A 23,355-nucleotide genomic window follows, 5' to 3' on the forward strand; every position below is an offset into this window, starting at 1 on the left:
GAATGATGAATCATGAGCTGGTTTCTCCTCTTATAATCAATGAAACCCTTTACCCTTGAATTTAAAGGTATATCGGCATCCAGAAAATGGACAATGGTATCATCGTATTTCTGTACATTGGTAACATTTATTTTTTTCCCATTGGCTATAAAGTAGCCAAGGTCACATGGTTGGCCGCCGCCTTCTGGATAAAAAGCTGTCTGGTTCAGTATTATGCTTTTATTGCCAGAGTATAGAACTATACCAGTAAATTCCTTTATCTTTGTATTATCATAGTATAACGGGCGTGTATGCACAGGAGGATATTCTGCTTTGGCCTTTTTCTTGTTATGCTTGGTTTCGTGCATTGATATTACAATTTCCTGAAAATTATCCGGTAGTTCTAAATTATTTCCAGTAATTTTTCTGTACGATTCCTTAATAAGATCTTCATTAATTCCTTCTGATTCATAGAGGGTAATTGCATCTTTTAAGTCAAGCTTACCATCATGTATATATTTCTGAACCTTTGCAGGTGCCGATTCATTTATTTCACGGTATTTTTCCTCTTCTATGCTTATAATATTTTTAATAAATTCCCTATCATAATTCTTTATAATATTTGAAAATATTTTGTGCTGGAAGTCCATTAGATCCATAAATCCTTTTGAGAATTCTATTTCATCCATAAGCCTGAACGACCTTCTTATAAGTGTTCTTGCTAGATATCCAACCTTTACATTGGATGGTATTACATAGTCAGAAAACATTAAAAGAAGAGTTTTTGTATGGTCAGCAAGGGAATAAACACTCCTTACAATTTTTAATTGCTTTAGAAAATCGTCGTTCATAACAATATTTTTTTCTTTCAGGTATGGCTTTAATTCCTTCAACAGTTTTGATTCGCTGTAAGGATCTATTCTTGCAGAGATTTCTGATATTTTTTGCATTATCCCAGGTTCTACATATCCATTATTTGCATTTGCTTCTATATATTCTATTGTATCAGCAAATATGGATTCGTAAACTGTAGGTGTTCCTGTTGATAGCCATACCAGCCTTTCAAGGCCATAGCCTGTATCAACAATTTTAAGCGGCATTGGAGAATACTTTGTACCTTCTATATCTATATCTCCTTCAGGGTCTTCTTTCATATCCATGAAGACTAACGTAGCTACTTCCAGTCCTCTTACAAATACCTCTACTGCATTTCCAGCATTGCCGCCGCCAAACCATGGCTTTTCCTTATATGTAATTTCATTTCCATTTACATGGAGTTTTTCAGTAATGAATCTGTATGAATACTCTATTGTCTCATTTTTCCAGTAGATATATTTATTCTCATAGTTAAATGCATCGTGGCATAGCATTTCAAATGAAGTTAGATGCCTCCCTGTTTTACCAACAAGATCGAGATCCAGCATGCGTATGCTTGGCTGGGACATTGCAATGGGATTTGCCGGTGGTGGAACAAGCCCTGAAGTCACCTGTGGCTGAAAATCATATATAGATGCGTTTACTAAAAGAACATCGTCGCGCCATCGTGGCACTACGGGATACGGGTCGAGAACAGTATGCCTCTGTTCATCTTTTTGAAAAAATGAGAGAAATTCATGGCGCATTTCATCCATGGTATATGGTTTATATACCGGAGAATTGCCGATGAAAGAATAACTTTCACATGCGGGATCGCCACATGTTTGCTTTTCAGGATTTTCAGTCCAGAAATATGATGAACAGACATTACATTGCTTTCTGATAAAATTATTATCGCGGAAGAAATCCAGATCAAATTCGCTTTGTGACATTTTACATACAATACATTAGAATAAATAAATATAATTGTTATGAATATTTATATGGGCTGTAATGACTGGCGATAAATAATATTTATATCCTTATATTCGATTTGCACTTTATGGAAGAAAGGCTAAAGAGGCCATCTTGGGATGAATATTTCATGCGCATGGCTTATCTTGCGGCATCACGTTCCAACTGTACCAGAAGAAAGGTTGGAGCAGTTATTGTCAGGGATAACAATGTGCTTGCAACTGGATATAACGGGCCTCCCTCGCATACTGTAAACTGCGACGTTGCAGGATGCATCAGGGATGAACTAAAGGTACCGTCAGGTGAAAGGCATGAATTATGCAGAGGATTGCATGCTGAACAGAATGCAATCATACAGGCGGCTGTAAATGGATCGTCCATAAAGGGTTCAAAAATATATGTAACAACACATCCGTGCGTAGTATGTTCCAAAATGATAATGAATTCATACATTGAGGAGATAATATTCGCAGAAGGTTATCCAGATGACCTTGCAGAATTAATGCTGCTGGAAAGTACTGTAAAGATAAGGAAATTCAATTTGAGTGACCGTGAAGTAGAATCAATAATCGGGGTATATTATACACACAAAACAGGAGAAGATTGATACATAAACCCATACTGTAACCATCATATTTATTGAAATTTTTTTAATTCCAGACGCGAAATTCATCATATTTTATGTTATTGTTTTTATAATAAGTTCAAATAAAAAATAAGTTTATATAACAATAAGTGATATACAGTTAACAACTAATGGTTGTTAACTAAGGTGATATAAATGAATGGAAGAAAAGATGATGATTGGGGTGATATCTTCAATGATATGTATGATGAGTTTGGACTTGATATGAGAAAGATAAACAAAGAAATGGCTAAATTCTGGGAATCCATGATGAAGGGAGATGCAAATAGCAAAATAATGGGGCCTTATGTATATGGATTCAGCTATAAGGTCGGCCCTGATGGAAAACCAATGTTTCAGGAATTTGGCAATGTCCCGGGAAACAAACTTGGATATAAAGAGGGTGCACAGGAAGATTACAGGGAGCCTTTAACAGATATAAATGAGGACAAAGATAATGTATACATAACATACGAACTTCCAGGCGTCGAGAAAAGTGACATAAATCTGGTAGTAAATGAAAGCAATATTGAAATGAAAGTTGATAAAGGGTCAAGGAAATACTATAAAAACATTGACTTGAATGCACCTATCGATGTTGATAGTGTTATTGCCAAATTTACAAATGGTGTACTGGACATAACCATTAAAAAATTAAACAGCAAAAATGGCGGAAGAGCAGTTAAGATAGATTAAACTATTTTTTTATTTTTCAGGTATTTTTATGAATGATGATTTATGGTCTATTTTACTTGCGCTGGAAAACAATACAAGGCGAGAGATGTTAAAAACACTGTCAAATTACGACTCTTATGCCCTGGAACTGAGCAGAATGGTTGGAGTTTCGCAGCAGGCAATCAATAAACAGCTTGAAATACTTGAAAAGCTTGGATTAATATCTACAGATGGAAGTGTGCCATCGATTATGGGGCCACCAAGGAAAATATATAAATCCATGGGATTTTCAACGATAATTATAGATTATTCAAAAAATTTTATGAGCATTAAAAAAATGGACTTTAATTATGCAAAAACAGATGTTGAAGGCACAAATTCCGATCTTATCAACGAAATTAAAAATTTGAACAGAGATATTGAAGAAATTGATAGAACAAGAAATTTAATGTCTGCAAAAAAGGATGCAATAATTGGGAAATTAAAGGAAAGAGCTGCAGGATATGATAATTTTTACAGAAAAATTATAAACGAATACTTAGAAACTATGGATGTATCAATAGTAGGAAGAAATACGGGAATCCCCAATGAAATGGTAGTAAAAATCATAGAGAAATTTATGTCCGATTAGATTTTAATATTTCCGATTTTATGTTAAAAGTTATATATTTTTTATACATTGGTAGATATGAAAGTCTCATTTAAATTTGATAGTGAAATTGGATTTACATCAGATGATAGTAAAAAAAAGATAGAGTTCAAAAATTCAATAGTAAACAAAGATGAGTACCATTCTCCAACGGAATTGTTGTTACTTGCTATGGGGGGGTGTACCAGCGATGATGTCCTTAACATATTAAAAAAAATGAGGGAAAAAGTAAAAAGCTACAGATGTGAGGTTACCGGTGAAAAAAGAGACACTGACCCAAAAATGTTAAAATATGCAGAAATACATTATATATTTGATGGTGATGTTGATTCTGAATCGGTAAAGAAGGCTATAGACCTGTCACTGGAAAAATATTGCTCTGTATCGCTCACTGTAAAAGGCGCAGGCATTCCAGTATCATATTATTATACAATAAATGGGAAGGATTACCGCTAATTTTTAAGCCCGTTTCCAGTAAGAATTAGCATGGATCTTCCATCAAAATGATATTTATTATAGGCGGCAAAAACAGTAGCAGAACTGTATTCTACATAGAATCCTTTCAATGCCAAATCCATTCTTGCTTTTATAATTTCATTCTCTGATACAGATATACACATGTTTCCATTTCTCAGTATATTCATTATTGATTTAATAAGTACAGGACGTTTTGCAACCAGTGCATCGGCTATTGATGAAAGATCATTATCCGGATCATATTTTTTCCCATTTGCTGCAGAGCATAAAGGCGATATATTTTCTGGCTGTACTGCTATTATTTTCGGCATAATTTTAATCTCTCCGGAATTATAAAGATGGACTAAACCGCTATAGAGACCGGAGAGCAACGTGCCTGCGGAAACCGGTACAAATATATGATTCGGCATATTGCCCTGAAGAAATATTTCATAGGCAAGTGTTCTAATTCCATCCCTGAATTCGGGATTTAATATGTGCGATGCATAAAATCCGTCAGCGTGTTCAGCTTCTTCCTGAACCTTATCCCTGGATCCATTGATTTTTATTATAGCCGCACCGTAACTTTCAATCTGCTTTAACTTGCCTTGATTTGCATTGGCAGGTACGTATATTTTTGTTTTAAATCCTGATCTTGATCCGTATGCAGCTATGGATGCTCCTGCATTTCCTGATGAATCTTCATTGATTGTACCTATATTTAATTCCCGTTTCATGGAATTCAAATATGAGATTAAATTTTTAGTGCCACGATCCTTATAAGAATACGTTGGTGAGTAATAGTCCAGTTTAAACGATAAGTTTTCATTGATTCTTACAACAGGCGTTTGAACTTCGCCCAACGTTACCCATTTATTTATATAATCAAAGTTGTTTTCAATCTGCTCTGTAAATTTCTTCTCTGGTATAATTTCAAAAGGCTCATTGCATTTACTGCATCTTAATTCGTGTGAAATTCTTGGATGACCGTTAAGGCATACTGTTTTCATAAAAATAATAATACAATGAAAAATAAAATATTTTGCAAAAAATTAAAGAGATGAATAATACGATTCATCGTATGGCTCTGGTTTGAGTCCTTTCCTTTCCCTTATTTTTGCAACTATACCTGCCTGCAGTTCATATGGAACACGTTGGTAACCTGAGTTTTCTGAGCTCCATATGGCCTTTCCCCCAGTGGCACTTCTTATTGCTGATGCAAATCCAATCATCCCTGCTACAGGGGCATTTGCTATTACAGTTATTTCGTCTCCTGTCTGCTGCATATCCTCAACAACACCACGCCTCTGCTGAAGCTCACTTGTGACAGGCCCCATTAAATCCTGCGGCACGCTTATGTAAACTTTCTGTATGGGCTCCATTAGAACCCTCCCCGCCTGGCACATTGCCCCATATATTGAGTTTCTGCCTGCCGGTATAACCTGAGCAGGACCTCTGTGTATGCTATCTTCATGAAGCTTTGCATCCATCAGGCTTACTTTAAGCCCGAACACCTTTTCATTTGCCAGAGGCCCTTTATTAAGTGATTCAGTAAAAGATTCTATAAGAAGTTCCATTGTTTCATCAAGATACTGTATTCCCTTTGTCATATCAATTAAAAGGTTTGTTCCGTGTGTGGATACAAGGCCTCTTGCCTCGTTATGATCAAGGCCTGCTTCCTCAAGTGTTGCCATGACAGCTTTTTTATCCTTGATTTTGGTGCCGTCAGGTATTTTACCGTCAAGTATAGCCTGTACAACTCCTTCTGGTAATGGTGCCACCTTGAAATAGAATCTGTTATGCTTATTTGGAGATTTTCCTTCAAATGGGCCACCAGTTTTATCCACAGTTTCTCTGTAAACTACCAGTGGAGCTGAAGTTACAACTTCAACGTGATAATCATTTTTAATCCTGTACAGTGTAATTTCAAGGTGCAGTTCTCCCATACCTGAAATTAGATGCTCGCCTGTTTCCTGGTTTATATCAACTTGTATTGAAGGGTCTGCCTTGGAAACCGATCTTAATACATCTATAAGTTTAGGAAGATCTGCTGTATGTTTTGCTTCAATTGCAAGTGTAACTACTGGCTCTGAATAATGCGACATTGGCTCAAAATCTTCCATATCCGACAATGATGATACTGTAGATCCTGCAATTGCTCCTTTTAACCCTACAACTGCAGCTATATTTCCTGCAGCTATCTCATCTATTGATATTCTGTCAGGTCCTACCATCATTGATAATAACTGTACTTTTGATTTGCCTGCACCTGTAACATATAATTCATTGCCCTTTCTTATTATTCCTGAGAAAACTCTTCCTACTGCAATTTCACCTGCATGTGGGTCAATAAGTATTTTTGTGATCATCATGCTTATTGGCCCATTGTCATCACATATTTCCATTGCCTTTCCTATATCGCTATTTAGATCTCCATGCCATATCTGTGGTATCCTGTATTTCTGCGCCACAGCTGGATTCGGTAGATTCTTTATAACCATATCAAGAACCACTTTATGCAGTGGTGCCCTTTTGGCAAGTTCTTTCTGTTTTCCCGTACTAACTAAATCTACTATATCCTTAAAAGTTACTTTAAATAAGCCCATTGCGGGAACGGATAATGCCCAGTTATGGTATGCTGAACCGAAAGCCACTGTTCCGTTTTTGACATTTACCAGCCATGATGTAGAAAATTCTTTAGATGCATATTTTGTAATAAGGCGATTGACGTCCGATATTACTTTTATGAAACGCTTCTGCATTTCATCGCCGTTCAATTTCAACTCGTTTATCAGCCTGTCAACTTTGTTAATAAAAAGAACAGGTTTCACCAGCTCCTTAAGAGCCTGCCTGACAACTGTTTCTGTCTGTGGCATTACACCCTCAACTGAATCGACAACAATTACTGTCCCATCAACAGCTCTCATAGCCCTTGTTACATCCCCGCCAAAGTCAACGTGGCCGGGAGTATCTATAAGATTAATAAGGTATTCTTTGCCCTCGACTTCGTGAACCATTGAAGCATTTGCAGCATTAATTGTTATTCCCCTTGCCTGCTCCTGCTCATCATAATCAAGAAGCAATTGCTTTCCTGCCAGTTCCTCGCTCATCATGCCTGCACCGGCTATAAGATTATCACTCAAAGTGGTTTTACCATGATCTATATGAGCGGCAATATCAATATTCCTGATCAATTCTGGATGTTCAACTAATTTCATTGCTTTTGCAACATTTTCTTCCTTTCTACCCATTAACAACACCGTTTAAGTTTATAATACTGTATTAAAAGTCATTATATAATAATTATTAAAATTTATAAAAAATTGGTAATTTAGCTTTTTATCTGGATTTCAATTCTCACGCCATCGGGTATGGATATTCTCATAAGTTGCCTCAGAGTCCTTTCATCGGCATCCACATCCAGAAGGCGTTTGTGTATTCTCATTTCCCAGCGATCCCATGTGGGAGACCCCTCTCCATCTGGACTTTTGCGTACTGGAACTTTGAGTTTCTTTGTTGGTAATGGAACCGGCCCGTGTATTTCAACACCGGTTCTTTTAGCTATGGCTTTTATCTCATTGCAAACAATGTCAACTACCTGATTTTCTGTGCCGCTAAGTGAAATCCTTGCTTTATATGTCATATATCGTCACACTACTGTTGCTTTTTCGAGGTCTATGCATTGACCGGCTGCGACGGTCATACCCATATCCCTGATTGCAAATCTCCCCAGCTGTGGGAATTCTGAAACTTTCTCTATTACAAGGGGTTTATCCGGTATGACCTTTACTATAGCTATATCTCCTGCTTTTATGAAATCAGGTTTGTCCTTAAGAGTTGTTCCATCCTTTGGATTTATTGTCTTTATTATCTCTTCGAATCTGCATGCTATCTGAGCAGTATGAACGTGGAATACAGGTTTATATCCTGCTGCTATAACGCTTGGATGCTGAAGAACTACTATCTGTGCAGTGAATGATTTTACAACTGTTGGCGGTGCTGAAACTGGACCACAGACATCTCCTCTCTTAAGATCGTTCTTTGCTATTCCTCTTACGTTGAATCCTATATTATCACCAGGCTCGGCTTTTTGCATTGCAGTATGGTGTTCCTCTATTGACTTTACTTCTCCTGATTTGTTTGCCGGCAGAAATATAACCTTGTCGTTTACTTTTATAATTCCTGTTTCAACTCTTCCAACAGGAACTGTTCCTATTCCAGTTATTGAATATACATCCTCTACCGGTATTCTTAAAGGCTTGTCTGTTGGTTTCGGAGGTACTTTAAGGTTATTTAAAGCTTCCATAATTGTTGGGCCTTTCCACCAGGAGAGATTGGCACTGGCTTTCATGATATTGTCTCCCTTGTAACCGCTCATAGGTATGATAGGTACATCTCTATATCCAATTGGTGTAAGCAATTTGGTAACCTGTTCCTTAACCTCGTTGAATCTCTTTTCAGCATATGGCGGCTGTGTTGAGTCCATTTTGTTTATTGCAACTATAAGCTGAGATACACCCAGTGTCCTGGCAAGAAATGCATGTTCCCTTGTCTGGGCCATTACTCCTTCTCCTTCCCTTGCTGATACAACAAGAATTGCTGCGTCTGCCTGGCTGGTTCCTGTAATCATATTTTTTACAAAGTCCCTGTGCCCCGGTGCATCTATAATTGTGAAGTAGTACTTATCGGTCTGGAACTTTCTGTGCGTAAGGTCTATTGTAACTCCTCTCTCTCTTTCTTCTTTAAAACGATCCATGACCCATGCAAACTCAAACGTTGCCTTTCCCTTCTCTTCTGATTGTTTCTTGTACTCATCAATTATATGCTGTGGAACCTCTCCGTGTTCGAACAATAATCTCCCAACGAATGTAGATTTCCCATGATCGACATGCCCTATTATAACTAAATTCATATGTGGTAATTCTGCCATTTCTTTCACCTTTAACAAGGATTAACTATCCTTTCTTTACCATATAATACTTTAATATTTAAATATCTTTCTTTCTTAAATACCGCATAAGTATAATGCAGGTACATTGCAAATTATAGATATACTGCTGGAATATCAATAAATTTTATAATCGTATCAATATTACTTTACGCATTAAAATGTAAATGAATGCATTTTTTAACAATAAATATATACTAATTTAAAATCAGGATTTATGGATTCGAAATTTAATATAATTTCAAAAGATAAGGATTCAATTACAGTAGAAATGATAAATTATGATAATACATTATTAAGGCCACTTGTTGAAGAACTCTTAAAAGATGATAAGGTCGTAGAATCTCATTATCATATAAAGCATCCAGATATAGATAATCCGGAAATTTTTGTTAAGGTCAGTTCGGGAAAGCCACAAGCAGCGATTAAAAGGACGATTAAACGTATGGATAAAATTTATGAATCACTGTACACAGAATTTCAGAAAGACCTTGAAAAATTTGATAACAGTATAGAAAAAAATGAGCAATAAATATATTCTTGAATTATCAGGAGAAAATATTGAAATTGCCCATACAGAAATAAGATATATACAGAACGCATTTAAAAATTTTGAAATACTTCAGGAATCTGAGAGATACATATTGATTGAAGGTTCCTATAATAATGCAATGGATTCAGCTTTTACAAATTATATATCCCGAGTAATAGATGAAAATCAGGATTATACTAATTTTATTGAAAACACAATTCCTGAGGGATTTTTTTATGTCAGGGTATCTGAAATGCCGAAAACCGAAACCATGAATGTTGAATCTGAAATCGGAAAAAATCTTGGTGGCAAAGGCAGGATATCTTTTAAGCATCCTGATTTCATAATAAGAGTTATTTTCATGGATAAGTGGTATCTATGCCAGCTGATTTATGAGAGAAATAAAAAGAGCTTTGAAGAACGAAGAGCACCAATGAGGCCGTTCTTCTCACCAGTGTCATTGCACCCAAAATATGCAAGATATCTTGTAAACACTTCTGGAACAGTTCCTGGAGATACATTGCTTGACCCTTTCTGTGGTACCGGTGGCATACTTATAGAGGCTGCCATGCTTGGAAGAAAATTGATAGGAAACGATTCGTCTCTAAATATGGTAATGGGTACAAAACTAAATTTCAAGTATTTTGGCATAGAGAATTACAAAATATATAATAAAGACATAACAGAGCTGTCACTAAATTATAAAGTAGATGGAATAGTAACCGATATGCCTTATGGTAGAAGTTCAGAGATAAATAATCATGACATTGTTGAACTGTACAGAGAAGCTTTTGTTAAATTTAATGAATTATTAAAAAGTGGTGGAAAATGCTCAATAATAGTAAATAACCTTGAACTTCTTGATTATGCAAAGAAATATTTCAATATAGAAAAAACAGTGCCGGTATATCAGCACAAATCACTGACCAGGCAATTTATAATTTTGTCAAAAATTAATTGATGGGAGTTATCTGAATCTGTATATCTTCACCATCAATATCCCAGTTTTTCCCGCCAGTAGTTGATGAAAATTCTATGCTCTTACTAAGAGTTTCCTTTTTTATAAGTTCCATAAATTGTTCAATTGATTTTTTTATACTTCCTGATGCACTGATTTTTGTATTGATATTCTGTGAATATTCAAGATTAAGATCCTTTCTCATTATCTGTATTCTTCTAATGATTTCCCTTGCAAATCCTTCAAGCATAAGTTCTTCATCTATTTTTCTGTTTATAAAGACCGATATTCCTGTTTTATCATCGCTGGCAAAAGCATAATCTTCTGAGGGTTCCTCATGAATTTCAAAAAAGTCCTTTGTGAACTCTTTGCCTTTATAAATGATTTTACCGGTTTTCCTTAATTCGACGGATTTATCATTATCTTCCAGTTCCTTTGCAAATTTGTTTGTATCCCCTCTGAGTATCGGGGCTACTTTTGAAAAAACAGGCTTAACAATAGCTTTTACTGGCTTTTCATCTAAGGATACAAACTTTATTTCTTTGGAATTAAGTTCCGGTGATATTATATCCAGTATCGATTTGTTTATCTCCATATCACTGTATATAAGTATATCTTTTACTACCTGCCTTCCTTTTATGTTTGACTCCTGCCTTGCACGCCTGGACAATTCCATTACAGATATTGCATATTTGAATTCATTTTCAAGGTCATGGTCAATGTAACTTTGGTCCGGCTCTGGATATAATTCAGAATGTATTGTTTCTTCAGGTCCCGACATTTTTAAATACAAATAATCGGAATAGAAAGGAGCAAGAGGTGCAAGCATTTTCAATATATTTATCAGTGTATAGTATAAAGTCTCGTATGCCTTCTTTTTTGTTTCATCAAGTTCCCCTTCCCAGAATCTTTTCCTTGAAAGTCTGAGATAATAATTGGAAAAGTCATTTATTAAATCCATTATATTTCTTAAAGCTATATGAATGTCAAATTCGTCCATATTGTTTTTTACGGCCTCTATAGTTGAGTTTAACCTTGAAAGGATCCATCTGTCCAGCAAATTGTCTGAACGCTCAAGGCTCTGGAAAACAAAACCATCCAGATTTGCATTCGATGCAAAAAATGAATATACGTTAGATAGTGTTCCAAATACTTTTCTGCTGGTATCGCTTATAAGTTTCTTATCTATAGATTTTGAATTCCATGGTGCGCCTGTATAAAAGAAAAGCCTTGCTGCATCGGCTCCATACATGGATATAAACTCTTTAGCAGTAACAAAATTGCCCTTGCTTTTGCTCATTTTCTGGCCATGTTCATCCAGTATAAAACTCATTGACATAACATTTTTATAAGCATTTCGCCCAAAAAGCAGGGATGCAATTACATGAAGTGTGTAAAACCATCCTCTTGTCTGGTCTATTGCTTCACTTATGAAATCTACCGGTATGCTTTCAGTATTAAAGTTTTTATTAAATGGATAATGGGGTGCTGCGTAGGTTGCGCTCCCGGAATCGAACCATGTATCTATAACATATGGCTCTCTCTCCATTGATTCTGAGCATTGCGGGCATTTTAGCTTAACATCATCAATATATGGCCTGTGGAGGTCATCAGGTACGGTGCCACCATATTTCTCAAGGTCTGATCTGCTGCCTATGGCAAGATAATGCCCATTTTTGCATTTCCATACTGGAAGCGGTGTGCCCCAGTACCTGTTTCTGCTCAGGGCCCAGTCCTTTGCATCATCCAGAAAGTTACCGAATCTTCCATGTTTCAGATATTCAGGATACCAGTTAATCTTATCATTATTCTTTTTCAGCAATTCTCTAATGCTTGAAACACGGATAAACCATGCGTCCATTGGATAGTATAAAAGTTTTGTTCCACATCTGTAGCAAAAGGGGTATGTATGCTTTATTTTCTGGCTTTTAAAAAGAAGTTTATTTTCCTTTAAATATCCTATTATTTCAGAATTTGCATCCATGACAAATTGATTTTTCCATGGAACGCTGTTATTGAACTTCCCCTCTGAATCTACAGGATTAACAAGTTCAATGTTGTATTCTTTTGCAATATCAAAATCATCGGCACCAAAAGCAGGTGCTGCATGTACTATGCCTGTACCATCGTCGGCTGTTACAAAATCGCCTGTAACAACCTTAAGTGCGTTTTCCCCAACTTCCAGAAATGGCATTAGCTGATCATAATGCATTCCTGCAAGCTCGCTTCCCTTCATGGTTTTTATAACTTTGGGCTCCTTGAAAAGTGATTTTACTTTCTCTGATAATACATAATATTCATTTCCATCTTCTGACACCAGTGAATATTCAAAATCTTTATTTACAACCAGGATTTCATTCGATGGCAATGTCCATGGTGTTGTGGTCCATGCTATAAGGTATCGGTTCATGCTTCCTTTTACCTTAAATTTAACATATACTGATATGTCATCTGTGTCCTTGTATCCCTGGGCAACCTCATGGGAACTTAATGATGTTCCACACCTTGGGCAGTATGGCACTATTTTATAATCCTTTACAAGCATTTTCTCATCAAAAAGTTTCTTCAGGGCATACCATTCACTTTCCATGTATTCATTCCTTAATGTTACATATGAAGCATTTTCATCAATCCAGTAACCTATTTCATTATCTATTTCATTCCATTCATCTATATATGTAAATACACTATTTCTGCAGTATTCATTGAATTTTGCTATGCCAAAATCCTCTATTTCTTTCTTTGTATTGAATCCAAAATGTTTTTCAGCTTCCAGCTCAACAGGCAATCCATGGCAATCCCAGCCACCTGTTCTTCTGCCTATATCATAACCTGACATGTACTTATATCTTACAACAGTATCTTTAACAGTTCTGGTCATCAAATGGCCAACGTGTGGCCTTCCATTGGCTGTTGGCGGCCCCTCAAGGAATGTATATTGTTTCAGATTCCGGCTCTTATGCAATATATTTTCTATTATTTTATTATCATCCCAGTATTTTCTTATTTCTTTTTCCACATCCATTAATGATTTGTTAACATCGATAGTTTGATAAAAATTCTGATTCATTATCAGTTTAGTAATAAAATGTATTTATTATTTTTTATAATTTCAATTTGCAGGGCCTAACTTAAATTATACAGTTAAATAATAAAACTACGGAGCAAAAATATAATCTATTTCAATTTCTGTATTTGCTGTATGAATATATAAGATCTATCAGATTTTTCTCCATTTTCTCATCAATAGTCCCATCTTCCCTTTTCTTTATTATATAATCCTTGGCGTCTTTAATTCCTTTTTTCGAAGTAATAGCATAAATACTGCCTCTGACGGCTCCCCTAACACTATCTGGAAGTTCTTTTAACAGTGTCCCAAGCATATAGTTAAATTCATCCTCTCGCCGCATATCAAGTTTTTTAACTGCCTTTTCCCCATTATTTTCACGATAATTTTTATTGACTCTTGTTCCATATTTTCTATATTTGTAATTGGCCATTTACTTTTATAGGTTAAATTTATATTTAATATTTGTTAATTTGTTAATTAATATCCTCTGATTTATATTTGCAATATGGGATTTTCTGGAAGCTGTAGGTATTTTTCATGATTCAATCAGGGGAATTCCAGCTCCACATATTTTTCAGAGTGAATATAACATCTCATAGTTAGTACTATTGTAAAGATATCCGACCGGCATATTTTTTATATGTAATTATCCAACATAGCAACTATTTGTAAAAACATTATATATCAGGAAAAAATATAGTTTAAGGTTAGATATTATGAAAATGCCAAAACAAATAAAAACTTACTGTCCATACTGCAAAAAACATACTGTTCATGATGTGGAAAAAGTCCGTAAAAGAAAAGCCAGTGAATTGAAGGCAGGACAGAGAAGATTCAGAAGGGTAACGTCCGGTTACGGTGGTTTCCCAAGGCCAAGATACGAAGGGAGAGAAAAGCCTACTAAAAGAATTGCATTGAGATTAAAATGTACGGTTTGCAAGAAATCGATAACTCCTCCAACACAGAGAGCTAAGAAGTTTGAAATAATAGAGGCGTGAATATGACTGATGAATTTAAAAAATTAAAAAACACAGGGAATAATTTTTTGAAAATTAAATGCAAAAGCTGCGGAAATGAACAGATTATTTATTCAAAAATTTCTTCGGTTGTTTTATGTAACATCTGTGGATCAACTATAGCAAAACCCACAGGTTCAACTCTAGCAACATCCGGCGAACTTGTTGAAAAAGTAAAATTGTAGGTTTATTATGTTTAAAGATATGCCAGAACCGGGAGATTTAGTAGTCGTTACAATAAAGGAAGTACAGAATTATGGTGCCATTGTACAATTAGATGAATATCCAGGCATATCTGGCTTTATACATATAGCAGAAATTGCAACTGGCTGGATAAAACATATCAAGGATTTTGTAAGAGTTAACCAGAGAACAGTATGTAAAGTATTAAATGCAGATAGTAACAGAAGGCATGTTGATCTTTCTCTTAAAAGGGTCAATGAACATCAAAAAAGAGAAAAAATAGAAGAATGGAAGAATGACCAGAAATCCTATAAACTTCTTGAAATTATGGCACATGATGCAAATATAGTTGATAAGGGCAAAATAAAAGATATAGAAAATTATTTGATCTCAGAATATGGAAATATTTATGATGCGTTCTTTGATGCAGCATCAAACAAAGAATTTATGCAGGATAGAAACGAAACCTGGAAAAGTACTTTTATAAAAGTTGCAAAGGAAAATATATCAATTCCCATGGTAAAAATAGGTGGGGAAATGGATATATATTCATTTGCGCCAGATGGCGTAGAACTGATAAAAAATGCTCTTGATGTTCAGGATAGCAATGCGATTATAACATATGCAGGAGCGCCAAAATATAGAATTTCTATAATGGGTGAAGATTATAAATCCGCAGAAGAAAAATTAAAAAAAGCTCTTGAAACGATATCAACCAGTTGTAAAAAAAATAATATATCGTATAGTTTCACAAGGGATGAGCAATGAAGACATTGATAATGAAATGCCCGTCCTGTGGCACATATACTATGAAGAACATCTGTCCAAATTGTGGAACGGCAACTGTAATGGCAATACCAATGAAATATTCTCCAGCCGATAAATTCCAAAAATACAGAATTAAAATTTTAGAGGGAAAAGATGGAAAAAATAATGATTAAAAACTATGAAGAACCTGAACTTAACTCGCCGATATTTATTGGGGGGCTGCCCGGCATCGGGAATGTGGGAAAGATAACCGCGGATTATTTTATAGATAATCTCAAAATGAAGAAAATTGCAGATATATACTCAGAATTTCTTCCTCCGCAGGTATTCATTTACAATAATGTGATACATCTTGTCAGAGAGAGCCTGTATTATAAAAAAACCGGTAAAAAGCATGACCTTATTTTTCTCACCGGAGATTTTCAGGGAACAACTCAGGAAGGGCAGTACGAACTTTCATACAGTACACTTGAGCTCCTTAAAAAATATGAAGTTTCAACAATTTATACTCTTGGTGGCTACAGTGTTGGAAAAATTGTGGACAATCCAAGAGTTCTTGGTGCTGTAACTGATAAAAAACTAATTAAGCCTCTGGCCAGTAAGGGAGTTGTTTTTCCAGAAGGAGAACCCGCTGGAGGAATAGTTGGATCGGCTGGTCTGATACTTGGCATGGGTACGGAAATGTTTTCTATTCCCGGAGCCTGCTTCATGGGCGAAACTTCAGGATATTTTGCAGACCCAAAAAGTGCACGTGCAATAATAACAGTACTATCCAAAGTACTGAAAACAAGAATAAACCTGAAGGACATAGATGAGAAAACAAAACAGCTGGAAGAAATAACTGAAAAAATGCGCCAGGAGGCTAAAAATAAAAGCTCCAAAGACGATCTTGGCTACTTTGGATAAATATTTTAAATTCTTTTATATTTGAAAGGCATACAGTATTTATGAAAGCCGAAGTTTTTAAACCAGGCAATATTAAAAAACTTGAAAAGAATTTTAAGGATATTTCTGATGTGGATAAACCCGTATATTATACTGTAATAAACCTTTTTAACAACTTTCCACGAATTTCTGCCATAAAACTGTACCGTGACAGCGATATAGATTTAAAAATAAGGCTTGGAAACAAAGACTATAGATACATAAAGATATTAAAATCGCAATCAGGAATGTTCGATATTATGAGATTGCCGCTTGACGAAAGAAAGATAGGGAAAAATAGCCTTTATGAACTGGTAAGAAAAGACCTGAATTCGAGCAATGAACTTTCCAGAGAAACCAGGAATGAAATTTTAAAATATATAGATTTTAACAGGAACAGAAAAAAATTGCTGTATATACTGATCGATAGTGAGAATAAAAATTACTATATTATGAAAGAAACTACAATAAAGGATATAGTGATACATGATATTGAATACATATATACAAAGGATAGTTCTTATAAAATATACAATGGAAAAATATCCGCAAGGTTTATTGGGAATTACTGGGACAGTTACCTGAAAAAAAGAAAAAAGACTGAAAAAGATGTGTGGAAAGCGTTAATAACACAGTAAATTTATGTTTAAAAGTGTTAATATTTCATACCAAAAATTATTAAACAGAGTATTCATACGCAATAATGGATTATGATGTTGACGTTGCAATAGTAGGTGGTGGGCTTGCAGGAATTTCTGCGGCGATTACGGCGGCAAAAAATGGCCTTTCTGTTATAGTTCTGGAACGTGGTGAGCGTTCAGGGTCTAAGAATGTGTCTGGAGGCAGAATGTATGTTCATTCCTTGAAAAAACTTCTAGGAGATCGGTTTAAAGATGCGCCACTGGAGCTTCCAATTAAAAAAGAAACTTTTGAAATTTATACAGGTAATAAAAAAATTAATTTTTCATTTGAAAATCAGGATTCAGAAAACAGCTATTCGATACTGAGATCAAAATTCGATGCATGGTTTGCTTCAGAAGCCGAAAATCTTGGAGTGCCTGTATCCTATTCAACACTTGTATCAGGTATTGACAGGGAAGAGTCAGGGCTTACCGTAAGAAGCGATAGGGGAGACATAAAAACTCCACTTGTTATAGAAAGCGACGGTGCTGCAGCATTTGCTTCCAGATATCTTGGCATTAAAAAAGAAAAGAAATTTAAAATGCAGCCTGTAAAAAATCTTCACGGCAATCCAGATTTTATGCCGGAGCAGTTCATGGTGGGGGTTAAGGAAATAGTCGACAAAAAGCCAGAGTATGATTATGGAGAAGCAAAAACCATATTAGGGCTTTCAGATGGGATAAAGGGCGGAGGCTTTTCTTATACCAATAAGGAAACAACTTCCATAGGGCTTACTCTTAAGCTTGATTCCCTTGAAGGAAATAAGGAAAAGGCATTCGAAATCATAGAAGATTTTAGAGATAAACTTGGAATAGAAGGAAAATTGCTGGAATACTCAGCACACATGATTCCGTTCTACAGATTTGATACACTTCCTCAGAGATATGCAGAAAACCTTCTTGTTACTGGAGATGCAGCTGGATTTTTAATAAACGATGGGTTTACAATCAGGGGCATGGACAATGCGATTGAATCAGGCCGCCTTGCAGGTGAGGCAGCTAAAAAAATTAAGGATTCAGGAGATTATAGCGATACTTTTATTTACGAACAGATGCTGGAAGACAGTTTCATACTGAAAGATATGCAGGCATCTTCCAGAATTTCATCATTATTTGGAAATGAAAGAACGTTTGATGCATACCCAAAGATGATGGCAAACATACTTGAAAGAATGTTTACAGTTACAGAAAATCCCAGAGAAAATATAAAAAATGTAATGATGGATGAAGTTAAAAAGAACAATATAGGTTATTACACACTATTGCAGGACATGTTAAAGGTGATATAATGGAATTAATAAAAAGACTTGGGCTTAACAAGAATGAAGTTGGAAACAATAGCCATATAACAGTTAATACAGACATATGCAAAACATGCGTTGATAAACCATGCATAAAGGTCTGCCCTGCCGGCACATACGAGGAGGATATGGAAAATGGAATATCGGTTCATTATGAACGATGCCTGGAATGTGGTGCAGCATTATACGCATGCCCATTTGGTGCGCTGGAATTCAAATATCCTGAAAAAGGAGTCAGCTACATTTACGGATAAAAATAAATTTTAATTTTTTCTTCCTTTTATTATTTCATTTCTGCAGCTGCATGATTTAAAATCACATGATCTTATTGCAAATTCCGGACACATGTCAAGAATTTCTGGTGTTCTTGTTTCAACGGCTTCCTTAATGTTTTCAATATTTTTCATGCATAGAGCTATAATATTATCCAAATCGAATGTCACATCGTGTACCTTAACCGTATTTTGAAGCTTTGGATAAACTACTATTATAAGCCCTTCGTTCATATTTCTTCTTGCGCATGTTATTGCCATTTCCGAATAATATGTTTCAGGAATACTACCAGGATATCTGGAATTATTTATTTTTAACAGATAAGGAATTATTGAATTTTCGTCGTAAATATTTTTTATTATATATTTGTCATCGCCATATAATGGCAGAGTTGAAACTTTGTTCATGGCCGCTTTTTCGGTTCCACTTACGTTCAGTATTGATTTATTGATTGAGTCAATGACCAGAAATTTTATATTGTTTTTTTCATAGTAGGATTCTGGAATCTCACCTGAATTTTTTGAATTTCTTTCATCGCCAATAATCTTATGATAATATTTTCTGGGATAGATAAGATCGTAAAATCTCAGATCTATGAAAGTATCCCCAGATCTATAAACTTCTGAAAGCAGGGATTCCATGTCATGGTCTTCTTCTATTTTGGCAGCATTATTGAGCCATGACGAATCATCGGGGCGGAGGGAATCACAATGGCATATATTTGCTTCCCTGTAAGGGCATCCGTATCCAAAATATGAGCATCTTGAAAAATCATTAATATCTCCATTTTCCAGTGCCCTTTTAATCAGTGAAAATCTGAAAACCATCTCATTTTCTATTGCTCCTCTGTCTATTATAGAAACCTTATAGGCATAAAAGTTTTCGTTTGAAAAGAAAACAAGGTAATTATCACTGGAGAAATTACGGTTCATAACAGCATAAAACAGTAACTGTTCAAGATCGGAACTATAAATATTGTATATATTTTCCAGACTGATGCGGTCAATGGTTTTTGTTTTGAATTCTACTACGGAATCATAAAGCATGAAGTCAGCTCTGCCAACCACATTCAGCCCAAGATCTGAACCGGTTATTATAACCTCGGAACCTGAAAAACCTGGTAATTGTTCAAACCATTGCCTTGCCAGAAAATGGGTTTCCTCTCCGCCTTTCATGCGTGCTGCCAGATTTTCAGGCATCTGTACATCCGGGTATTTTCTTGAAAAAAATGATCTGGCCGGATTGATCAGGTCAGTAACGTATAAATATTCTGGAATTTGCAAATTTTTTATTTTATCCTGAATTATTCGTGAAATATAGATGTTTTCCGTTTCACCAATTTTGGATAATTTAATATCAAATAAAAAAGACATAATAATGCATTGTAATTAACTTAAAAAATTTTGTTTAAACTATGGAATATTTTTTATCGTGTTTTTTAAGCAATTTCAATGAGGCAATATTGTTTAAAACCTCTTCCACATTAACCTGATCCACATTTAAGCCGTAGTTTTCACTCAGTTTTTCTTTCAGGGCTTCAACAGTTACAGGATCTTCCATGAATTTCTTTGCAAGGTTGTATGTATCTTCATATACATTCCATGGAAATATGAACCATGCCCACTGTTCTTTCTGCAATCCTTTTCCATAGTAATCAGGTGTATATTTTGAATCATTTACATAGAGCATTGATGTTGTTTTTACTTCAGCAGGATTCAGTGACTTGATATAATTATATGAAAGCTTCATGCTTTCTCCGGTGTCAGTGATATCATCAACAATTAATACCTTTTTCCCTGCAATATCATAATTTAATTTCTCTTTCAGGACTGCTTTTCCATCCACTGTAGCTGTGACTCCCCAGTGTTCTGTTTTTATTGAAACAAGATCTTTTTTGAATAAATAATCTGCAACCATTCTTGCAGGAACAAGCCCGCCACGGGCTATTCCAATAATAATGTCTGGATTGTATTTATCCTCTATGACCATTTTCATGATTCCTTTTGTCCATTCCTCTATTTCGCTCCACGAAACATATACAGCCTTGAATTCCATTTTTTATCTAATGATAAGTGGTTATTGTTATTTTAATGTTCTTTATAAAATAAATTAATACTCAGCATCAGCCATTGGTTCCATTTTAGCAGATCTTTTGGATAATAAAAATGGAGATATAATAAAGGCAATAAACACTATCGTAAGTACAGGTATGATGCCATATATGGAACTCTTTATGCTTATAAATTCAGCACTGATAAGCACTGGAATTATAGCAACGCCAACATTGGTTGCAACACTGTACATTGATGTGGCAAATCCTGCCTTTCCTGGATCATCCGCATAGTTTATTATTGAATTCAAAGCCATAACCCAGAATGCATTACCAAAGAATCCGAAAATAAAGAATGAACCGGTAATCAATGCAGCTATTCCTGTGTAAACAAGAGAGTAAAGAAGTATTATTGCAAAGACGAATGATATCAGCCCGGTGAATATAGTACCGGATTTTATCATGCGGTACCGCTCAAAAATAAATGGAAGTGTAAGGGCTCCGAGTGCTGATCCTAAGAATTCAACCCCTCCCATTACTCCTGAAAGCTTTAACAGAAAAGTTCCGGTAAAATGAAATCCAAGAGCTGTGGCTGCTATGTCCCCGAATAATATTGATATCGATGCCATTGACAATCCAATGTACCAGTTTTTAACCATGCCTGGGCTGAATGACCCGCGCAATGATTTTCCTTTATATTTTTCCGGGAACTGTGGCAGAACCATGAAAAGCATGATGGATGCGATAATTGTTAATACTGCTGGTATTACCATAATTCCGACCAGTGACGATGCTATGTAAATATACGGACCGGAGAAGGCTCCGGCCGACATACCAAGGAATAAAAATCCGATGCTGAGTCCAGCTATGGTTGCCGATTTTTTTCTGTCCATACTTTCTGCTATGCTACCAACAGGAGCCAGAGAAAATGGGTATGCACTGGCTGCGACTATAGAGAGTATAAGAAATTCCAGATAATCGGTTGCAAAAATACGTACAAAAAGGCCTGTTATAGAAAACAGCATAGCAAGATATATTGATGATTTTACAGTGAATTTTGCGGACAGAACACCAGCAACAAGGCCCAGTATAGCCATTGTGTAACCGTATACTGATAGAATCAAAACAACTTCGGATAAAGAAGCTGAAAGATGGCTCATCAGTTCAGGAATAACTGGGGATAGAACGAACCAGCCAAATCCAATTGTAAAAACAAAGAACCAGTAAGGGATCAATTTTCTCATATTATCCATGATTGATAATATCTATCAGGTTTATAAAATTTTACTCTATTATGGTCTAATTATAACCACTTAACAATATTTAATAATAATAGAGTTATAAAATATTATGGAATTTGCATTCAGTGACGAACAGCAACTTTTAAGGAAAAATACGGCAGAGTTTTTGGAGAAAAATTTAAAGCCGTATGTAAAACAGATTGATTCAGAAGGTGAAATACCGCTGGATTTCTTCAGGAAAGCAGGTGAAATTGGAATTATTTCTCCATTGATCAAGCAGAAGTATAAGGGGCCAAGCCTGTCTTTTTTGGATTCTGCAATCATATCTGAGGAAATTGCAAAAGTAGATACCAGCATGGCTACATCGGTATATTATTTATTGAACACTTCCTGGGCTTATATCCTCCAGAAATATGGAAAACAGAAGTTAAAAGATAATCTTCTTCCCGAAATTGCAAATGGAAATAAATTTATAGGTATTGCATCAACGGAGCCATCTGGCGGCAGTGATGTTGCAAATATTTCGACTGCTGGTGAAATGAAAGATGGAAATATAATTATAAATGGAGAGAAAATGTATATAAGTGGTGGGGTAGAAGCAAAAAGAAATGGAGGTGGACACCTTACTCTTGTTAAAACCGATAAAGAAAAAGGGCACAAAGGGATTACAATGGTGTATGTTCCCGCAGATACCGATGGAATTGAAATAACAAAACTCGAAAATATGGGAAGAATGGGGATATCTACCTGTGGAATAAAATACAATAATGTAACCGTCCCGGAAGAAAATATTATTGGAGAAGTGAATGAAGGCTTCTATTACTCCATGGACGGATTCAATCATGCAAGAATTATGGTAGCTGCGGCATGCAATGGATTGTCCGATGTTATGCTTGAAAAGGGATTGAATTACATAAAGGAGAGGAAGGCATTTGGCAAAGCTCTCAGCGATTTTGAGGGCATTTCCTTTGAAGCAGCAGATCTAAGGACAGATATAGAAATGGCATCACTTTTAAATTATAAGGCAGCGTATATGGCTGATATAGAAGACCCGGATTTTTATATATACAGTTCCATGTCAAAGCTTAAATCGCCACAGGTGGCAATGGATACTGTTAAAAAAGTCATGATGTGGTTTGGTGCATATGGTTATACAAAAGATTCAGGAATAGAAATGAGTGCAAGGGGAATATTTTC

At 35.5% G+C, this 23,355-nt stretch carries 25 protein-coding genes; 15 read left to right on the forward strand and 10 right to left on the reverse strand.

What is annotated here, in order from left to right:
* Nucleotides 1-1,787 (reverse strand): alanine--tRNA ligase (alaS, locus tag WKI77_RS04875; RefSeq protein ID WP_337860703.1); only part of this gene is annotated, 1,787 nt, incomplete at its 3' end.
* Between the two features lie 110 nt (nucleotides 1,788-1,897).
* On the opposite strand from alaS, the gene WKI77_RS04880 reads away from it, so the two are divergent.
* From WKI77_RS04880 to WKI77_RS04895, 4 genes are all read left to right on the forward strand, one after another.
* Nucleotides 1,898-2,416, forward strand: a complete 519-nt coding sequence (locus WKI77_RS04880) for a cytidine/deoxycytidylate deaminase family protein (protein ID WP_337860704.1) — start codon at nucleotides 1,898-1,900, stop codon at nucleotides 2,414-2,416.
* A gap of 174 nt (nucleotides 2,417-2,590) precedes the next feature.
* A complete protein-coding gene (hsp20, locus tag WKI77_RS04885; protein WP_337860705.1) occupies nucleotides 2,591-3,130 on the forward strand; it encodes an archaeal heat shock protein Hsp20 in 540 nt (179 codons plus the stop codon).
* A gap of 28 nt (nucleotides 3,131-3,158) precedes the next feature.
* Nucleotides 3,159-3,740: an ArsR family transcriptional regulator gene (locus WKI77_RS04890; RefSeq protein ID WP_337860706.1), complete on the forward strand. Its 582-nt coding sequence runs from the start codon at nucleotides 3,159-3,161 to the stop codon at nucleotides 3,738-3,740.
* 57 nt (nucleotides 3,741-3,797) lie between these two features.
* Nucleotides 3,798-4,214 (forward strand): OsmC family protein, encoded by a 417-nt coding sequence (locus WKI77_RS04895; RefSeq protein WP_337860707.1) that lies wholly within the window; start codon nucleotides 3,798-3,800, stop codon nucleotides 4,212-4,214.
* Here WKI77_RS04895 and WKI77_RS04900 read toward each other — a convergent pair.
* The 4 genes from WKI77_RS04900 to tuf all read right to left on the reverse strand — a co-directional run bounded on the left by WKI77_RS04900 (nucleotide 4,211) and on the right by tuf (nucleotide 9,144).
* Complete coding sequence (locus tag WKI77_RS04900; protein ID WP_337860708.1) at nucleotides 4,211-5,224, reverse strand: pyridoxal-phosphate dependent enzyme; 1,014 nt, start codon at nucleotides 5,222-5,224, stop codon at nucleotides 4,211-4,213. The two genes, WKI77_RS04895 and WKI77_RS04900, sit on opposite strands and share 4 nt — an antisense overlap.
* Nucleotides 5,225-5,266: 42 nt before the next feature.
* The gene (locus WKI77_RS04905; protein WP_337860709.1) at nucleotides 5,267-7,465 is read right to left on the reverse strand and encodes an elongation factor EF-2; all 2,199 of its coding nucleotides are present in this window, start codon (nucleotides 7,463-7,465) and stop codon (nucleotides 5,267-5,269) included.
* 80 nt (nucleotides 7,466-7,545) lie between these two features.
* Nucleotides 7,546-7,857: a 30S ribosomal protein S10 gene (gene rpsJ, locus WKI77_RS04910; RefSeq protein WP_337860710.1), complete on the reverse strand. Its 312-nt coding sequence runs from the start codon at nucleotides 7,855-7,857 to the stop codon at nucleotides 7,546-7,548.
* Nucleotides 7,858-7,863: 6 nt separating this feature from the next.
* Nucleotides 7,864-9,144 carry a translation elongation factor EF-1 subunit alpha gene (tuf, locus tag WKI77_RS04915; protein WP_337860711.1) on the reverse strand — a complete coding sequence of 427 codons (1,281 nt, stop codon included), beginning with the start codon at nucleotides 9,142-9,144 and terminating at the stop codon, nucleotides 7,864-7,866.
* 235 nt (nucleotides 9,145-9,379) lie between these two features.
* Here tuf and WKI77_RS04920 point away from each other — a divergent pair, with 235 nt between their 5' ends.
* Both WKI77_RS04920 and WKI77_RS04925 read left to right on the forward strand, forming a co-directional pair.
* Nucleotides 9,380-9,694: a DNA-directed RNA polymerase subunit L gene (locus tag WKI77_RS04920; RefSeq protein ID WP_337860712.1), complete on the forward strand. Its 315-nt coding sequence runs from the start codon at nucleotides 9,380-9,382 to the stop codon at nucleotides 9,692-9,694.
* Nucleotides 9,684-10,655 (forward strand): DNA methyltransferase, encoded by a 972-nt coding sequence (locus tag WKI77_RS04925; RefSeq protein WP_337860713.1) that lies wholly within the window; start codon nucleotides 9,684-9,686, stop codon nucleotides 10,653-10,655. Before WKI77_RS04920 ends, WKI77_RS04925 begins: the two co-directional genes overlap by 11 nt.
* Here the strand turns inward: WKI77_RS04925 and ileS are convergent.
* On the reverse strand, nucleotides 10,648-13,722 hold the full coding sequence (ileS, locus tag WKI77_RS04930; protein WP_337860714.1) for an isoleucine--tRNA ligase: 3,075 nt from the start codon (nucleotides 13,720-13,722) through the stop codon (nucleotides 10,648-10,650). The genes WKI77_RS04925 and ileS overlap by 8 nt on opposite strands.
* Before the next feature lie 112 nt (nucleotides 13,723-13,834).
* Complete coding sequence (locus WKI77_RS04935) at nucleotides 13,835-14,152, reverse strand: hypothetical protein (RefSeq protein ID WP_337860715.1); 318 nt, start codon at nucleotides 14,150-14,152, stop codon at nucleotides 13,835-13,837.
* A 286-nt stretch (nucleotides 14,153-14,438) separates the two neighbouring features.
* On the opposite strand from WKI77_RS04935, the gene WKI77_RS04940 reads away from it, so the two are divergent.
* The 8 genes from WKI77_RS04940 (at nucleotide 14,439) to WKI77_RS04975 (ending at nucleotide 18,848) form a co-directional block, all read left to right on the forward strand.
* Nucleotides 14,439-14,720, forward strand: coding sequence for a 50S ribosomal protein L44e (locus WKI77_RS04940; RefSeq protein ID WP_337860716.1), 282 nt, complete (start codon nucleotides 14,439-14,441; stop codon nucleotides 14,718-14,720).
* Between the two features lie 2 nt (nucleotides 14,721-14,722).
* Nucleotides 14,723-14,923 carry a 30S ribosomal protein S27e gene (locus WKI77_RS04945; protein ID WP_337860717.1) on the forward strand — a complete coding sequence of 67 codons (201 nt, stop codon included), beginning with the start codon at nucleotides 14,723-14,725 and terminating at the stop codon, nucleotides 14,921-14,923.
* A 7-nt stretch (nucleotides 14,924-14,930) separates the two neighbouring features.
* Nucleotides 14,931-15,689, forward strand: a complete 759-nt coding sequence (locus tag WKI77_RS04950) for a translation initiation factor IF-2 subunit alpha (protein WP_337860718.1) — start codon at nucleotides 14,931-14,933, stop codon at nucleotides 15,687-15,689.
* The gene (locus tag WKI77_RS04955; RefSeq protein WP_337860719.1) at nucleotides 15,686-15,862 is read left to right on the forward strand and encodes an RNA-protein complex protein Nop10; all 177 of its coding nucleotides are present in this window, start codon (nucleotides 15,686-15,688) and stop codon (nucleotides 15,860-15,862) included. The genes WKI77_RS04950 and WKI77_RS04955 overlap by 4 nt, the downstream gene beginning before the upstream one ends.
* On the forward strand, nucleotides 15,843-16,595 hold the full coding sequence (locus WKI77_RS04960) for a proteasome assembly chaperone family protein (RefSeq protein WP_337860720.1): 753 nt from the start codon (nucleotides 15,843-15,845) through the stop codon (nucleotides 16,593-16,595). The genes WKI77_RS04955 and WKI77_RS04960 overlap by 20 nt, the downstream gene beginning before the upstream one ends.
* A gap of 41 nt (nucleotides 16,596-16,636) precedes the next feature.
* Nucleotides 16,637-17,251: a hypothetical protein gene (locus tag WKI77_RS04965; RefSeq protein ID WP_337860721.1), complete on the forward strand. Its 615-nt coding sequence runs from the start codon at nucleotides 16,637-16,639 to the stop codon at nucleotides 17,249-17,251.
* Between the two features lie 65 nt (nucleotides 17,252-17,316).
* A complete protein-coding gene (locus tag WKI77_RS04970) occupies nucleotides 17,317-18,582 on the forward strand; it encodes an FAD-dependent oxidoreductase (RefSeq protein ID WP_337860722.1) in 1,266 nt (421 codons plus the stop codon).
* Complete coding sequence (locus WKI77_RS04975; RefSeq protein ID WP_337860723.1) at nucleotides 18,582-18,848, forward strand: 4Fe-4S dicluster domain-containing protein; 267 nt, start codon at nucleotides 18,582-18,584, stop codon at nucleotides 18,846-18,848. Before WKI77_RS04970 ends, WKI77_RS04975 begins: the two co-directional genes overlap by 1 nt.
* Before the next feature lie 9 nt (nucleotides 18,849-18,857).
* Here the strand turns inward: WKI77_RS04975 and WKI77_RS04980 are convergent, their stop codons facing one another.
* From WKI77_RS04980 to WKI77_RS04990, 3 genes are read right to left on the reverse strand one after another with little or no spacing between them, the layout of a single operon-like run.
* A complete protein-coding gene (locus WKI77_RS04980; RefSeq protein WP_337860724.1) occupies nucleotides 18,858-20,240 on the reverse strand; it encodes a hypothetical protein in 1,383 nt (460 codons plus the stop codon).
* 34 nt (nucleotides 20,241-20,274) lie between these two features.
* A complete protein-coding gene (locus WKI77_RS04985; RefSeq protein ID WP_337860725.1) occupies nucleotides 20,275-20,922 on the reverse strand; it encodes a phosphoribosyltransferase in 648 nt (215 codons plus the stop codon).
* A gap of 54 nt (nucleotides 20,923-20,976) precedes the next feature.
* Nucleotides 20,977-22,170, reverse strand: coding sequence for an MFS transporter (locus tag WKI77_RS04990; RefSeq protein ID WP_337860726.1), 1,194 nt, complete (start codon nucleotides 22,168-22,170; stop codon nucleotides 20,977-20,979).
* Between the two features lie 97 nt (nucleotides 22,171-22,267).
* Here WKI77_RS04990 and WKI77_RS04995 point away from each other — a divergent pair.
* A partial coding sequence (locus WKI77_RS04995; RefSeq protein ID WP_337860727.1) for an acyl-CoA dehydrogenase family protein occupies nucleotides 22,268-23,355 on the forward strand: 1,088 nt, incomplete at its 3' end.

It is taken from the genome of Ferroplasma sp. (assembly GCF_037442045.1).
GTDB lineage: Archaea > Thermoplasmatota > Thermoplasmata > Thermoplasmatales > Thermoplasmataceae > Ferroplasma.